The 13,947-nt window shown below is 66.5% G+C and carries 9 protein-coding genes and 1 pseudogene; 7 read left to right on the top strand and 3 right to left on the bottom strand.

The annotated features are described in order from the left end of the window. Window positions 1-4 precede the first annotated feature (4 nt). From mfd to ACLQI9_RS32985, 7 genes and pseudogenes are all read left to right on the top strand, one after another. A complete protein-coding gene (mfd, locus tag ACLQI9_RS33015; protein WP_442392889.1) occupies window positions 5-3,658 on the top strand; it encodes a transcription-repair coupling factor in 3,654 nt (1,217 codons plus the stop codon). Window positions 3,659-3,762: 104 nt separating this feature from the next. Continuing rightward, window positions 3,763-4,704 (top strand): annotated as a pseudogene (locus ACLQI9_RS33010) (nucleoside triphosphate pyrophosphohydrolase); the annotation flags it as partial. A gap of 473 nt (window positions 4,705-5,177) precedes the next feature. Next, complete coding sequence (locus ACLQI9_RS33005) at window positions 5,178-5,909, top strand: lytic transglycosylase domain-containing protein (protein WP_442378293.1); 732 nt, start codon at window positions 5,178-5,180, stop codon at window positions 5,907-5,909. A gap of 87 nt (window positions 5,910-5,996) precedes the next feature. Further along, a complete protein-coding gene (eno, locus tag ACLQI9_RS33000) occupies window positions 5,997-7,286 on the top strand; it encodes a phosphopyruvate hydratase (protein WP_442378292.1) in 1,290 nt (429 codons plus the stop codon). An 11-nt stretch (window positions 7,287-7,297) separates the two neighbouring features. Beyond that, window positions 7,298-7,957, top strand: a complete 660-nt coding sequence (locus tag ACLQI9_RS32995) for an FtsB family cell division protein (RefSeq protein ID WP_442378291.1) — start codon at window positions 7,298-7,300, stop codon at window positions 7,955-7,957. Further along, complete coding sequence (locus tag ACLQI9_RS32990; RefSeq protein ID WP_442378290.1) at window positions 7,950-8,441, top strand: DUF501 domain-containing protein; 492 nt, start codon at window positions 7,950-7,952, stop codon at window positions 8,439-8,441. Before ACLQI9_RS32995 ends, ACLQI9_RS32990 begins: the two co-directional genes overlap by 8 nt. A 14-nt stretch (window positions 8,442-8,455) precedes the next feature. Further along, the gene (locus ACLQI9_RS32985) at window positions 8,456-9,397 is read left to right on the top strand and encodes a Ppx/GppA phosphatase family protein (protein WP_442378295.1); all 942 of its coding nucleotides are present in this window, start codon (window positions 8,456-8,458) and stop codon (window positions 9,395-9,397) included. Window positions 9,398-9,419: 22 nt separating this feature from the next. Here the strand turns inward: ACLQI9_RS32985 and ACLQI9_RS32980 are convergent, their stop codons facing one another. The 3 genes from ACLQI9_RS32980 to ACLQI9_RS32970 all read right to left on the bottom strand — a co-directional run. Then, window positions 9,420-10,820, bottom strand: coding sequence for a PPE family protein, SVP subgroup (locus tag ACLQI9_RS32980; protein ID WP_442378289.1), 1,401 nt, complete (start codon window positions 10,818-10,820; stop codon window positions 9,420-9,422). Window positions 10,821-10,876: 56 nt separating this feature from the next. Beyond that, a complete protein-coding gene (locus ACLQI9_RS32975) occupies window positions 10,877-12,301 on the bottom strand; it encodes a PPE family protein, SVP subgroup (RefSeq protein WP_442392887.1) in 1,425 nt (474 codons plus the stop codon). Window positions 12,302-12,984: 683 nt separating this feature from the next. Next, a partial coding sequence (locus ACLQI9_RS32970; protein WP_442392885.1) for a potassium channel family protein occupies window positions 12,985-13,947 on the bottom strand: 963 nt, incomplete at its 5' end.

The following is a 13,947-nucleotide window of genomic DNA, read 5'->3' as shown; positions in this document are numbered from 1 at the left end:
CATCATGACCGCACCGGGGCCGGAATGCGTAGTTACCCCGATCGCGGGGCTGGTGGAGTTGGCGTTGCGCGCGCCGACGCTGCAGCGACTCATCGAGCTGGCTGCCGATCGACCCGACGAATTGGCGCTGGTCGGCCCGGCCAGCTCGCGGCTTTTCGTCACCAGCGCGCTGGCCCGCCAGGGGCCGCTGCTGGTGGTCACCGCCACCGGCCGCGAGGCCGACGACCTGTCCGCGGAGCTGCGCGGTGTCTTCGGCGACTCCGTCGCGGTGTTTCCGTCCTGGGAGACGCTGCCCCACGAGCGGCTCTCACCGGGTGTCGACACCGTCGGCGGCCGACTGATGCTGCTGCGGCGGCTGGCCCACCCCGACGACGCCCGGCTGGGTCCCCCGTTGCGGGTAGTGGTCACCGCGGTCCGCTCGCTGCTGCAGCCGATGGCCCCGCGGCTGGGCTTGCTGGAACCCGTCGACCTGGCTGTCGGCCAGGACACTGGGACCGACGGTGGATTCGAAGGGGTCATTGCGCGGCTGGTCGAGTCGGCCTACACCCGGGTGGACATGGTGGGCCGGCGCGGTGAGTTCGCCGTCCGCGGCGGCATCCTGGACATTTTCGCCCCGACCGCCGAGCACCCGGTGCGGGTGGAGTTCTGGGGTGACGAGGTCACCGAGATGCGGATGTTCTCGGTGGCCGACCAGCGGTCGATTCCCGAGATCAGCGTCGACACCCTGGTCGCGGTCGCCTGCCGGGAGGTGTTGCTGACCGACGAGGTGCGGGCCCGCGCGGCTGAGCTGGCCGGGCGGCAGCCGCCGCCCGAGCACGGTGTCACCGGCAGTGTTGCCGACATGCTGGCCAAACTCGCCGAGGGCATCCCGGTCGACGGCATGGAGGCGCTGCTGCCGGTGCTGCGGCCCGACGACCTGTGCCTGCTGACCGATCAACTGGCCGACGGCACGCCGGTGCTGGTCTGCGACCCGGAAAAGGTCCGCACCCGCGCGGCTGACCTGATCAAGACCGGCCGCGAGTTCCTCGAGGCCTCCTGGTCGGTGGCCGCGTTGGGCGGCGATTCGCCGATCGACGTCGAGCAGCTCGGCGGATCGGGATTCCGCCAACTCGACGAGGTGCGGACCGCCACCCGGCAGTCCGGCCACCCGTGGTGGACGCTCAGCCAGCTTTCCGACGAGTCGGCCGTCGAGCTGGACATCCGGACCGCGCCGTCGGCTCGGGGCCATCAGCGCGACATCGACGACATCTTCGCGATGCTACGTGCGCACGTCTCGACTGGCGGGGTCGCTGCCGTCGTTGCGCCCGGGACCGGGACCGCGCACCGCGTGGTCGAGCAGTTGGCCGAATCCGACACGCCGGCAACGATGTTGGAGCCCGGAGCGGAACCCAAGGCCGGCGTGGTCGGGGTGCTGAAAGGGCCGCTGCACAACGGCGTTGTTTTTCCGGGCGCGTCGCTGGTGATCATCACCGAGACCGATCTGACCGGTAACCGGGTGACTGCCACCGACGGCAAACGCCTGGCCGCTAAACGCCGCAACACCGTCGACCCGCTGGCTTTGACCGCAGGCGACTTGGTTGTTCACGACCAGCACGGCATCGGACGATTCGTGGAGATGACGGAGCGCACCGTCGGTGGGGCCCTGCGCGAGTATCTGGTGCTGGAGTACGCGTCGAGCAAACGCGGCCACAACGAAACCGACAAGCTCTATGTGCCAATGGATTCGCTGGACCAGCTGTCGCGATATGTCGGTGGGCAGGCGCCGGCGCTGAGCCGGCTCGGCGGCAGCGACTGGACCAACACCAAGACGAAGGCTCGCAAAGCCGTCAGGGAGATCGCCGGCGAGCTGGTGTCGCTGTACGCCAAGCGGCAGGCCTCCGCGGGTCACGCGTTCGGGCCGGATACCCCATGGCAGGCCGAAATGGAGGACGCCTTCGGCTTCACCGAAACCGTGGACCAGCTCACCGCGATCACCGAGGTCAAGGCGGATATGGAAAAACCGGTGCCGATTGACCGGGTGATCTGCGGTGATGTCGGCTACGGCAAGACCGAGATCGCGGTCCGAGCGGCGTTCAAGGCGGTTCAGGACGGCAAGCAGGTCGCGGTCCTCGTGCCCACCACGCTGCTGGCCGATCAGCATCTGCAGACCTTCGCCGAACGGATGACCGGCTTCCCGGTCAGGATCAAAGGCCTGTCCCGGTTCACCGACGCAGCCGAATCCCGCGCCGCGATCGACGGCCTGGCCGACGGTTCGGTGGACATCGTGATCGGCACCCATCGGCTGTTGCAGACCGGTGTGCGGTGGAAGGACCTCGGCCTGGTGGTTGTCGACGAGGAACAACGCTTCGGCGTCGAGCACAAAGAGCACATCAAGTCGCTGCGCACTCACGTCGACGTGCTGACGATGAGCGCCACCCCGATTCCGCGCACGCTGGAAATGAGTTTGGCCGGGATTCGCGAGATGTCGACGATCCTGACCCCGCCGGAAGAGCGTTACCCGGTGCTGACCTACGTCGGGCCGCATGATGACAAGCAAGTCGCCGCGGCGCTGCGCAGAGAACTGCTGCGCGACGGACAAGCTTTCTACGTGCACAACCGGGTCAGCTCGATCGACCAGGCCGCAGCGCGGGTGCGAGAACTGGTGCCGGAGGCCAAGGTCGTCGTCGCGCATGGACAAATGCCCGAGGATCTGCTGGAAACCACCGTGGAAGGATTTTGGAACCGCGAATCCGACATCCTGGTGTGCACCACGATCGTCGAGACCGGCCTGGACATCTCCAACGCCAACACCCTGATCGTTGAGCGCGCCGACACCTTCGGGCTGGCGCAGCTGCACCAGCTGCGTGGTCGGGTGGGCCGTAGTCGCGAACGTGGTTATGCCTATTTCCTTTATCCGCAACACGCCCCGCTGACCGAGACCGCCTACGACCGGCTGGCGACGATCGCACAGAACAACGAGTTGGGCGCCGGCATGGCGGTGGCGATGAAGGATTTGGAGATTCGCGGCGCCGGCAATGTGCTGGGCGTCGAGCAGTCCGGACACGTCGCCGGGGTGGGTTTTGATCTGTATGTCCGACTGGTGGGTGAGGCGGTCGAGGCTTACCGTGCCGCGGCCGACGGGAAGACCGTCACCACTGTCGAGGAGCCCAAAGACGTGCGGATCGACCTGCCGGTCGATGCGCACCTGCCGCCGGACTACATCCCCAGCGACCGGCTACGGCTGGAGGGCTACCGGCGGCTGGCCGCGGCGTCCAACGACAGCGAAGTCGATGCTGTGGTCGAGGAGCTGACCGACCGCTACGGCACGCTGCCCGAAACCGCCCAGCGGTTGGTGGCCGTGGCACGACTTCGGCTGCTTTGCCGCGCCGCCGGCGTCACCGAAGTGTCGGCGGCATCCGCGGCCACGGTGCGGCTGGCGCCGATCACACTGCCGGACTCCGTCCAGGTGCGACTGGCGCGGATGTATCCGGGTGCGCGCTACCGTGCCACGACGGCGACAGTGCAGGTCCCGATTCCACGTGCCGGTGGCGTCGGCGCGCCCCGAATTCGTGATCTTGAATTGGTGCAAATGGTTGCCGATTTGGTATCGGCGCTGGACGGGAAACCGGGAGAATCGGGCCAGATTGATATGTCGAGACAGGAGCGACAAGCGCGATGACTTGCGCCAATGACGAAGATCCCGGCGTAGCCGGGGTTGAGGAGTGGCGCCATGACTCGCGCCGATGACGAAGATCCCGGCGTTTGCGGCGGCGAGTGGCGCTCGTGACTGTCGTCTTGGTCGATCCCCGCCGCCCGTCGTTGGTTCCCGTGGAAGCCATCGAGCTGCTCACCGGTGAGGTGCAATACACCGAGGAGATGCCGGTCGCGGTGCCCTGGACGCTGCCGGCGGCGCGTCCTGCGCACACCGGGGAGGACGCTCCGGTGCTGTTGTCCTCGGATCCCGAACACCCGTCGGTCACGGCGCGACTGGCTGCCGGCGAACGGCTGATCTCCGCACCCGACCAGCAGCCGGGGGAGCGACTGGTGGACGCGGTCGCGATGATGGACAAGCTGCGAACCGCTGGACCGTGGGAAAGTGAGCAGACTCACGACTCGTTGCGCCGGTTCCTGTTGGAAGAGACTTACGAGGTCTTCGACGCGGTCCGCAGCGGCGATGCCGATGCGTTGCGAGAAGAACTCGGCGACGTGTTGCTGCAGGTGCTATTCCACGCCCGCATCGCCGAGGACGCGCCGCAGCATCCGTTCACCATCGACGATGTCGCCGATGCGCTGTTGCGCAAACTAGGCAATCGTGCTCCGGGAGTTCTTGCCGGAGAGGCGATTTCGCTCGATGAGCAGTTGGCTCAATGGGAGGAGCGCAAAGCTTTAGAGAAGCAGGCGAAGGCCCGGAACTCGGTGATGGACGATGTGCCGACCGCTCAGCCGGCGTTGGCGTTGGCGCATAAGGTGATTCAGCGCGTCACCCGGGCAGGGTTACCGGCGGACCTGATCCCGTCGGAAATCACGTCGATCACGGTGACAGCTGACGTCGATGCTGAAAATGCTTTGCGCACAGCAGTTTTAGAATTCATCGACAACGTACGGGGCGCCGAGCAGGCGATCGCCGCTGACCGCCGTGGAGAGGATGTCCCCGCAGAGCTGGATGTCGCTCCGGTCGGCGCGATCACCGAGGAGGAGTGGCGCGCGTACTGGCTGCCTGCCGTCGAGGTATTGGCCGACCCGGACGAGGTAGACGAGGTAGACGAGCTCGAGGAGCCGGAAGCCGAGTCCCAGGACGTCGTCAACGAGACAGAAGACGGTGTTGACGAGACGGAGGGCGAGGCTGCCCAGCGGGAAGGCGCTGCTGAATCGGACGTCGAGCCCCGGCACGACGAGCCTGCGCAAGATTTGGCGGCCGAGGCCGCCTCTGCCGCCGGCGAAGCTCCCGACCAGTCGCCGGGCGACGAACAGGGCGATCAGCCCAGCGAACCAGAGTAGATCGGCGAGCCGGTCAACCCGCCGTCTCTGGAACCTCTCGACACGCCCGGCAAGGGTCCAAATCGCCCGGTCGAATGCGGTGTGGCGTGCATCATCGTCGCTGGACAACTGCGGTCTGCAGCACAGCCCGCGCCGACAGTTGGCTGACCTACTCGATTCCCGTGGGACCATGGTCGGGTAAGCGTGTGTAGGGGAGTGTTGTGTCGCCAGTCCGTTGGCTGCGGGCGTTCGCCGTTGTAGGTGCGGCGGCGCTGCTGTTGGCATCGAGTTGTACCTGGCAGCTAGGCCCCTACATTCCGAAGGGTGTACCCCCACCCGCCGGCGCTCCGGTGCCGCCGGTCGACACCCACGCCAAAGGCCGCCCGGCCGATCAGCTGCATGGCTGGGCGGCCGCACATGCTCCGGCGCTGAAAATCCCCATCACCGCGCTGGAGGCCTACGCTTACGCCGCGCGGGTCGCCGAGGTGGAAAACCCGGGCTGCCACATTGCATGGACGACGCTGGCCGGTATCGGCCAGGTGGAGAGCCATCACGGTACCTATCGCGGGGCCACGTTGTATCCCAACGGAGACGTGCGTCCCCCGATCAGGGGTGTGGTGCTCGACGGGACCAATGGCACCGTGCGCATCATCGACAGCGAGGCGGGCGGTATGGGCGATGACTCCAACGCCGTGCGGGCCATGGGGCCGATGCAGTTCATCCCGGAGACCTGGCGGGAATACGGGGTGGACGCGAACAACGACGGCGTGATCAGCGTGGACAACATCGATGACGCCGCGTTGTCGGCTGCGGGCTATTTATGTTGGCGTGGAAAGGATCTCGCCACACCCCGAGGGTGGATGGCGGCGCTGGGTGCTTACAACAACTCCGACGTGTATGCCCGTGCCGTGCGCGACTGGGGTACCGCCTATGCGGCGGGTCACTCGCTCTGACCCAGGCTCTAGGCTACTGGTGGCAGTCGCGGAAACCCCTGAGAAAATCGAGGAAGTCCGTAGCCCTGACGACGCAAGGAGAACCCAGTGCCGATTATTGAGCAGGTCGGAGCCCGCGAGATCCTCGATTCGCGCGGAAATCCGACGGTCGAGGTCGAGGTCGCCCTGATCGACGGGACTTTTGCCCGGGCCGCGGTGCCCTCCGGTGCGTCGACCGGCGAGCATGAGGCCGTCGAGCTGCGTGATGGCGGCGAACGGTATGGCGGCAAGGGGGTGAAGAAGGCTGTGCAGGCCGTGCTCGACGAAATCGCTCCGGCCATTATCGGACTCAACGCCGACGATCAGCGGCTGGTCGACCAGGCGCTGCTGGACCTCGACGGCACCCCGGACAAGTCCAGGTTGGGCGCCAACGCCATCCTCGGGGTATCTCTGGCGGTCAGCAAGGCGGCCGCCGATTCCGCCGAGTTGCCGCTGTTCCGCTACCTCGGCGGCCCCAACGCGCACATCCTGCCGGTACCGATGATGAACATCCTCAACGGCGGCGCGCACGCCGATACCGCCGTCGACATCCAGGAGTTCATGGTGGCCCCGATCGGGGCGCCGAGCTTCGCCGAGGCGCTGCGCTGGGGTGCGGAGGTCTACCACGCACTCAAGGCGGCACTGAAAAAGGAAGGGCTGTCGACCGGCCTCGGTGACGAAGGCGGCTTCGCCCCCGATGTGCCCGGCACCAAGGCGGCGCTCGACGTGATCAGCCTGGCCATCGAGTCCGCGGGTTTCAGGCTCGGCGACGACGTGGCGTTGGCCATTGACGCGGCGGCTAACGAGTTCCACAACGACGCCAATGGTTACACCTTCGAGGGCAAGTCCCGCACCGCTGAGCAGATGACAGAGTTCTACACCGATCTGCTCGGCTCCTATCCGCTGGTGTCTCTCGAAGACCCGCTGTTCGAAGATGATTGGGATGGTTGGGTGGCCCTTACGGCATCGATCGGCGAGCGGGTGCAAATCGTCGGCGACGACATCTTTGTCACCAATCCCGAGCGGCTCGAGGAGGGCATCGAACGGGGTGTGGCAAATGCCTTGCTGGTCAAGGTGAACCAGATCGGGACGTTGACCGAGACGCTCGACGCGGTCGTGCTGGCTCACCACAGCGGATACCGCACGATGATGAGCCACCGCAGCGGCGAGACGGAGGACACGACGATCGCTGACCTCGCGGTCGCCATCGGCTGCGGGCAGATCAAGAGCGGCGCGCCGGCGCGCAGCGAACGAGTGGCGAAGTACAACCAGCTGCTTCGCATCGAAGAAGCGCTCGGCGACGCCGCCCGCTACGCCGGCGATCTGGCATTCCCCCGATACGCGCCGGAAGCCAAATAGCGGCAGGAACTATGCCCGAATCGAAACGGCCAGAACCGAAGCGGCGCTCACCTGCCTCGCGCCCGAGTCGGGCCGGTGATTCGGAACAGGGCCGGCCGCGTAAATCTCCGGCAGCCCGTCGCGGCCCGAATGCATCCCGTGCCCAGCCGGAGGCCGTGGAACCCATCAAACGTGCGATCGTCGAATCAGCCGAGCAACGGTCCGACCAACGGCTTGGCCTGACCGCGCGGAGGGCTGCGATCCTGGCGGCGGTTGTCTGCGTGCTGACGCTCACCATCGCCGGCCCGGTCCGCACCTATTTCGCGGAGCGTACTGAGATGAAACAGCTCGCCGCCTCCGAAGCCGCTCTGCGGCAGCAGATCGGCGATCTGCAGCAGCAGAAGGTCAAGCTCGCGGACCCGGCTTACATTGCGGCGCAAGCCCGCGAGCGTCTGGGCTTCGTGAAGCCGGGCGACGTCCCGTACCAGGTCCAACTTCCCCCGTCGGCGGCCCTGCCCGCACGGCCGGGGAGCGAGCCGATGCCCGCGGCCAGCACCGACCCGTGGTACACGTCGCTGTGGCACACCATCGCCGACGCCCCGCACGGCCCGCCAACCGCCGCTCCGCAGGCACCCGCGCCGCCGCCGGCGGCGACACCCGCCCCGCCGAATCCGCCGCCACCGGGTGGCTGATCGTGCCGATCTCGACGCCGTGGCGCGCCAGCTCGGCCGCGAGCCGCGTGGAGTGCTCCAGATCGCCTACCGGTGCCCCAACGGTGAACCCGGCGTGGTGAAGACGGCGCCGAAACTGCCTGACGGCGCACGATTTCCGACGTTGTATTACCTGACGCACCCGGCGCTCACCGCTGCGGCGAGCAGGCTGGAGTCGTCGGGGATGATGCGAGAGATGTCGCAACGGCTGCGGTGCGACCCCGAACTGGCCGCCGCCTACCGGCGGGCCCACGAGTCATATCTGGCCGAGCGGGATGCCATCGACCCGTTGGGGACCTCGTTTTCCGCCGGTGGCATGCCGGACCGGGTCAAGTGCCTGCACGTGCTGATCGCGCACTCGCTGGCGAAGGGCCGGGGAACGAACCCGCTCGGCGACGAGGCGCTGGCGGTGTTGGCAGCCGAGCCGTCGATGGCCGGAATCTTGTTGCCGGAGCAGTGGACATGACACGCGCGGCGCGTATGATCCGGGTGGCGGCAATTGACTGTGGTACCAACTCGATTCGGTTGCTGATCGCTGACGCGCATACTGGTCGGCTGAGCGACGTGCACCGCGAGATGCGTATCGTGCGGCTCGGTCAGGGTGTCGACGCAACTGGTCGGTTCGCACCGGATGCGTTGCAGCGCACCCGCGTCGCGCTGGTCGACTACGCCGCCGTGTGCGCGGCGAATGACGTTGACCGGATCCGCATGGTCGCAACGTCGGCCGCGCGCGACGCCGGTAATCGCGACGTCTTCTTCGCGATGACGGCCGATGTGCTGGGCGCCGTGGTTGACGGCTCGGTCGCCGAGGTGATCACCGGAGCCGAGGAGGCCGAACTGTCGTTTCGCGGGGCGGTGAGCGAATTAGACTCCACTGCAGCTCCTTTCGTGATCGTCGACCTGGGCGGCGGGTCGACCGAGATCGTGCTCGGGGTGGACGCGGTGGCGGCGAGCTTCTCGGCCGACATCGGCTGCGTGCGGCTGACCGAGCGCTGCCTGCACTCGGATCCGCCGACAGCTGCCGAGGTGGCAGCTGCCCGCGAGGTGGTTCGCGAACGACTCGGCGAGGCGCTGCGCGTTCTTCCCGTCGAACAAGCCCGCACCTGGGTGGGCGTGGCCGGCACGATGACGACGATAGCAGCGCTCTGCCAGGACATGACGAGCTATGACTCTGCGGCCATTCATCTTTCGCGGGTCGGCATGGACCGGCTGCTCGCGGTGTGTGACGGGTTGATCGGCATGTCTCGCGCGCAGCGCGCTGCGCTCGGGCCGATGCACGCTGGACGGGCCGATGTCATCGCCGGCGGTGCAATCGTGATCGAGGAATTGGCGTTCGCGCTGCGCGAGCGCGCCGGCATCGACGCGTTGACGGTCAGCGAGCATGACATCCTGGACGGCATCGCGCTCTCGATCGCCGACTGATCCGTGACGTTCTAGCGGCTGCTCATCCGAACGGGCGGTGTCTGACAGAGATTTCGAGCAGCCGCTTCTTCTGCTCGTTGTACTCTTCCTCGGTCAGACGTCCCTCGTCGCGGTGCTTGGCGATCTCGCGTACAGCTGCGGCGACTCCGGTGACGACCGTCCGCGGCGCGGGCGTCGCTTCGGCCTCACCGTCACTCGCGGCGCCTGGACCGCGGGCTGTCAGCCGCGCATGGGTCACCGGCTTGCCGGTTTCCTGGCTGTCGCCGGCGGCCGGCGGGCCAGCCATGGCTTGCCCACTCATACCGGCTAATCCCATTTGGTTGAACGTGTTCGCCGAGTCCTCCAAAGGTGCCGCAGCGGGGCCGGCGTTGGTGATCGGCGAAACCTTTGCGATAGAACGTATTTCGGGCGCAGCGACAGTCCAGTTCGCCGGTACCGACAATCCTCCGATCGTGTTGGCCTGGCCCAGACCCGCCGACACCGGCACCGTGCCTGGGGGCAGGTTCGTGAGGGGCGGCGGGAAATTCTGTAACGGCGCCGGCCCAGTGTCGGGCCAGCCCACCTCTCCGTTCCAACCACTGATGAGCTCATCGGTGTTGTAACCCGCGAGATAGCCTCCAATCCCGTACGGAAGATCCACGGTCGCCAGGAGTCCCAACCCGACGTCCGGAATGCTACTCAAACTGCTTGGTACGCTGGCAAAGATATTTATCAAGTTGCTCAACGCGTCCAGGAAGTCCGAGAGGGAAGTCGACTGTGCCGACGTTGAAAGGCTCTGCAGCGCGTCCGGCACCGCGGACAACGTCTGTGGGACATTCGATACGATGCTTTGCGCATTGCCGGCGGAGGTGCCAGTTGCTTGGCTGACCGCGGCAGCTTGGCTGGCCGTCCCGCCCGGATCGGTGTTCTGGTGTGGTGAGGTAAACGGGGTGAGCGCCGTCGCTGCTGCCGACGAACCCGCGTAGCCATACATCGCTACCGCGTCCTGGGCCCACATCTCGGCATACTGCGCCTCGGTGGCCGCGATCGCCGGTGTATTGATACCTAGGAAGTTCGTCGCCACCAGCACCGCCAACAGGCCGCGGTTGGCGGCGATCTCCGGCGGAGGCACCGTCATCGCAAACGCCGCCTCGTAACCGGCCGCCGCCGCCCTGGCTTGGGCGGCGGTCTCCTCGGCCTGCGCAGCGGTGGCGCTCAGCCATTCCACATAGGCCCCGGCCGCTGCACCCATCGCCGCGGACGACGGACCCGACCACGCCCCAGATGTCAGCTCCGAGACCACCGACTGATATCCGCCGGCCGCGGTATACAGCTCGTCAGCCAAGCTGCCCCAGGCTTGCGCAGCGGCCATCATCGGCCCCGATCCCGGACCGGCATACATCCGGCCGGAGTTGATCTCCGGCGGATAGATCCCGAAATCCATTGCTGCGCATTCCTCTTCCAGACAACCGGCGCTTCCACCGCGCCGCGACGGGCGTTTCAGCGACCGAGCAGGCGGTTCTTCTGCTCGGTGTATTCCTCGTCGGTCAGAATTCCCTCGTCGCGGAGCTTGGCGAACTCGCGTAACTCGGCCGCGACTCCGGTGACGACGGCCCGAGGTTTGTCTTGCGGCGCTGCGTCTTTATCAGCGGTTGCCGCACTGTCTTTGGTGGTCGCCGCTGACCCGGTGCGCGCCGCCGCGTTTGCGCCTTTGGGCGTCTTCCCGGCACCCCGGCTGACGCCGGTGCCTACGGTGCCGGCCATGGCTCGCCCGGCCAGACCCGCTACTGCCATCTCACTGAGCGTGGTTCCTGAACCGCCTTCCGCAGCCCCCCCGGCGGTGGCGCTGACGGTGGTTTGCGGTAGCGCCGGCAACGTGTACGAGATGGGGCGTACCGCCGGTGTGGCGACGGTCCACGACGGCGGCACAGACAATGCTCCGACCGTGTTGGCCTCGCCCAATCCTGCCGAAAGGCTGGGCGGCGGCAGCGTGCCCGCGCGCAAGTTAAGCAGCGGCGCCGGGAACGGTTTCACGGGCGCGGGCCCGGTGTCCGGCCAGGGCTGTTCCCCATTCCAGCCGCTGATGATGTCATCGGTGTGGACACCGGTGCCATAACCGCCGATGTCGAACGGAAGGGACACGATCCCTAGAGTGCCCAGCGGTACGGAGATAAAGATGCTGGCCAGGTCGGCGGGCAGGTCAAGGAAAATCGAGATCAGGTCGCTGATCAGGTCGAGCGTGTCCAGGGGAGTCGACTGAGCCGACGTTGCCGCGCTCGTCAGCGCGTTGGGTACCGCGGAGAACGCTTGTTGAATCGACGACACGGTGCTCTGAACATTGCCGGCCGACGTGCCGGTGGCTTGGCTGACCGCGGCTGCCTGGCCGGCCGACCCGCTCGGGTTGGTGTTCTGCTGTGGTGGGTTGAACGGTGTCAGCGTTGTCGCGGATGCCGATGAAGCCGCGTAGCCGTACATCGCCGCGGCGTCCTGGGCCCACATCTCACCGTATTGCGCCTCGTTGGCCGCGATCGCCTGCGTGTTGCGGCCGAACAGGTTCGTCGCCACCAGCGTCGTCAGCCGACTGCGGTTGGCGGCGACCATCGTTGGCGGCACTGTCGACGTAAACGCCGCCTGGTAAGCGGCGACTGCGGCTTTGGCTTGGGCGGCCGTTTCCTCGGCCTGTGTGGCGGTGGCGGTCAGCCACGCGGAGTAGGACCCGGCGGCCGCAGCCATCGACGCCGACGACGGTCCCGACCACGACCCTGCGGTCAATCCCGAGACCACCGATTGATACGAGTTGGCCGCCGAATGCAGTTCGGCGGCCAATCCTTGCCAGGCTTCTGCGGCGGCGACCATCGGTCCCGACCCGGCCCCACCATACATTCGACCGGAGTTGATCTCTGGTGGATAAATCCCGAAATCCATTGCTAAGCAACCCCTCTAGTGCACTGCGATCGAGTTGGCCCAGTCGGTGGCGCCTTTCGTCTCGCCACTGGTTTGTGTGGCGGCCGACAATGGCGCGCGCCCGACTGGGGCCGCGCCATTGGCTATCGCGTGAATGGTGGCATGCGTTACGGCTTTTGTTGCTTCCCGTCTCGGCGCGTCCTCTGCGCAGGCTGGGAGCGCCACGGGCGTCACCGCGGCGACGGTGTTCGACAAGATCACCCGCCGCCGCTGCGGACATTCGGGCTCATCGGTCCCAGAAAACATCGCTTTCCCTTTCCGATAATGGCCGGGTAAATCACCAAATTTCTGGAGTCAGGTTCTGGTTTAGGATGCCTACCAGCACACTGTCTCGGCCGTCAGGCAATCTCATTATCGGTTCTTTACCGAAACTGTTCAATTCGTTGACGTGTTCTTAACGGCCGTCTGTGGTAGTTATCACTCGTATTTCTCAGATTAATCACCCGTATTTCTCAGGTTCACCGATTCGTCAGCATCGCATCAGGTCGGGTCGTGGTGCGACACCTGCTTCCCCCTGGTCCGCCGGCCCGGCCTGCAGTTGGACCCGATTCTAAAACCCCACTCCTGTGAGTTAGCTGTCAACGCAAGCCAGCCCAGGTCTGACCCGTTCGACTGCGCGGGTGGAGTTCGCGCCAGCGCAGTGCTCAACCGGCCTTTGCTTGGCGGCTGACGTTGACGGTTAGGGCTTGAGCCTCGTGGTTGTCGCCGAGGCGTTCCTCGTCGGTTGCGGGTTGCCGCGGAGGCAGCCCCCTGCGCAAGGTGGCAAGCAATTCCCGGTAAGGGCCGACGAGGTAGACCGTGTCGCCTGCGCAAAGCCGGTCGTCCCGGCGTGGGCGCAGCTCTACGGCTGCGTCCTGCCGAGTGAACGCGATAACGCGGGTTTCGCTGGACAATTCGGACATCTGGAGCCCGTCGAGTTCGCTGCCGGGCGCCACCCGCATTGCGCCGACCATGAAGGAACTCTGCCCGACCGAAAACGTCCCGAGAACCTCCAAGCCACTCGCGGCGCCAATGAACCAGGGCGCGGCCAGCTCGACGGCGGACCGGACGTTGTCGAACCCGAACCGCTGGGCGACCGCGAAGCCCAGCGCGCGGTCGTAAACGCGCAGTACAAGCGGTACCTCGGCCCGCCGGTTGATCTCGGGCAGCACTCGTGGTCCCAGCATTTCGGCCAGGATGATCCCGGTCTCGATATTGATCATGTCGTCGCGGGTCACCACCGCTACAGCGCGGGCGCGGTCCACCCGCGCTGATTCCAGCGTCTGGAGCAGCGTCGCGTCCCCGAAGATCACCGGCACGTCAAGTTCGCGTACCACGGACACAAAGCGGTTCTCCTCGTCGCGTTCGATCACCGCGACGTCGTGTCCGGTGGCGACTAGATCGGTGACGACGCGGATCCCGAGCTCGCTCAGCCCGACGACGATGATGTGGTTGCGCAGGTGGCGCGCGCGCGGGCGGGCGGCAGCCAGGACGAAGCGCTGCGAGAGCAGCACGTCCGCGATGAACGCGACCAGCAAAGCGATGGTGGTCGCTCCGCTGAACATCAACATGGCAGCGAACAGGCGTAGCCATATCACCTGATGGCCGAAGCTGAAGTCGCCGTAGCC

This window comes from Mycobacterium sp. (assembly GCF_052143115.1).
Lineage (GTDB): Bacteria > Actinomycetota > Actinomycetes > Mycobacteriales > Mycobacteriaceae > Mycobacterium.
This window is presented reverse-complemented; position numbering and strand designations above follow the sequence as displayed.

Coding starts and splice junctions, on each gene's coding strand:
- ACLQI9_RS32985 (WP_442378295.1), top strand. CDS start 8,456: ATGATCCGGGTGGCGGCAATTGACTGTGGTACCAACTCGATTCGGTTG.
- ACLQI9_RS32995 (WP_442378291.1), top strand. CDS start 7,298: ATGCCCGAATCGAAACGGCCAGAACCGAAGCGGCGCTCACCTGCCTCG.
- mfd (WP_442392889.1), top strand. CDS start 5: ATGACCGCACCGGGGCCGGAATGCGTAGTTACCCCGATCGCGGGGCTG.
- ACLQI9_RS32975 (WP_442392887.1), bottom strand. CDS start 12,301: ATGGATTTCGGGATTTATCCACCAGAGATCAACTCCGGTCGAATGTAT.
- ACLQI9_RS32980 (WP_442378289.1), bottom strand. CDS start 10,820: ATGGATTTCGGGATCTATCCGCCGGAGATCAACTCCGGCCGGATGTAT.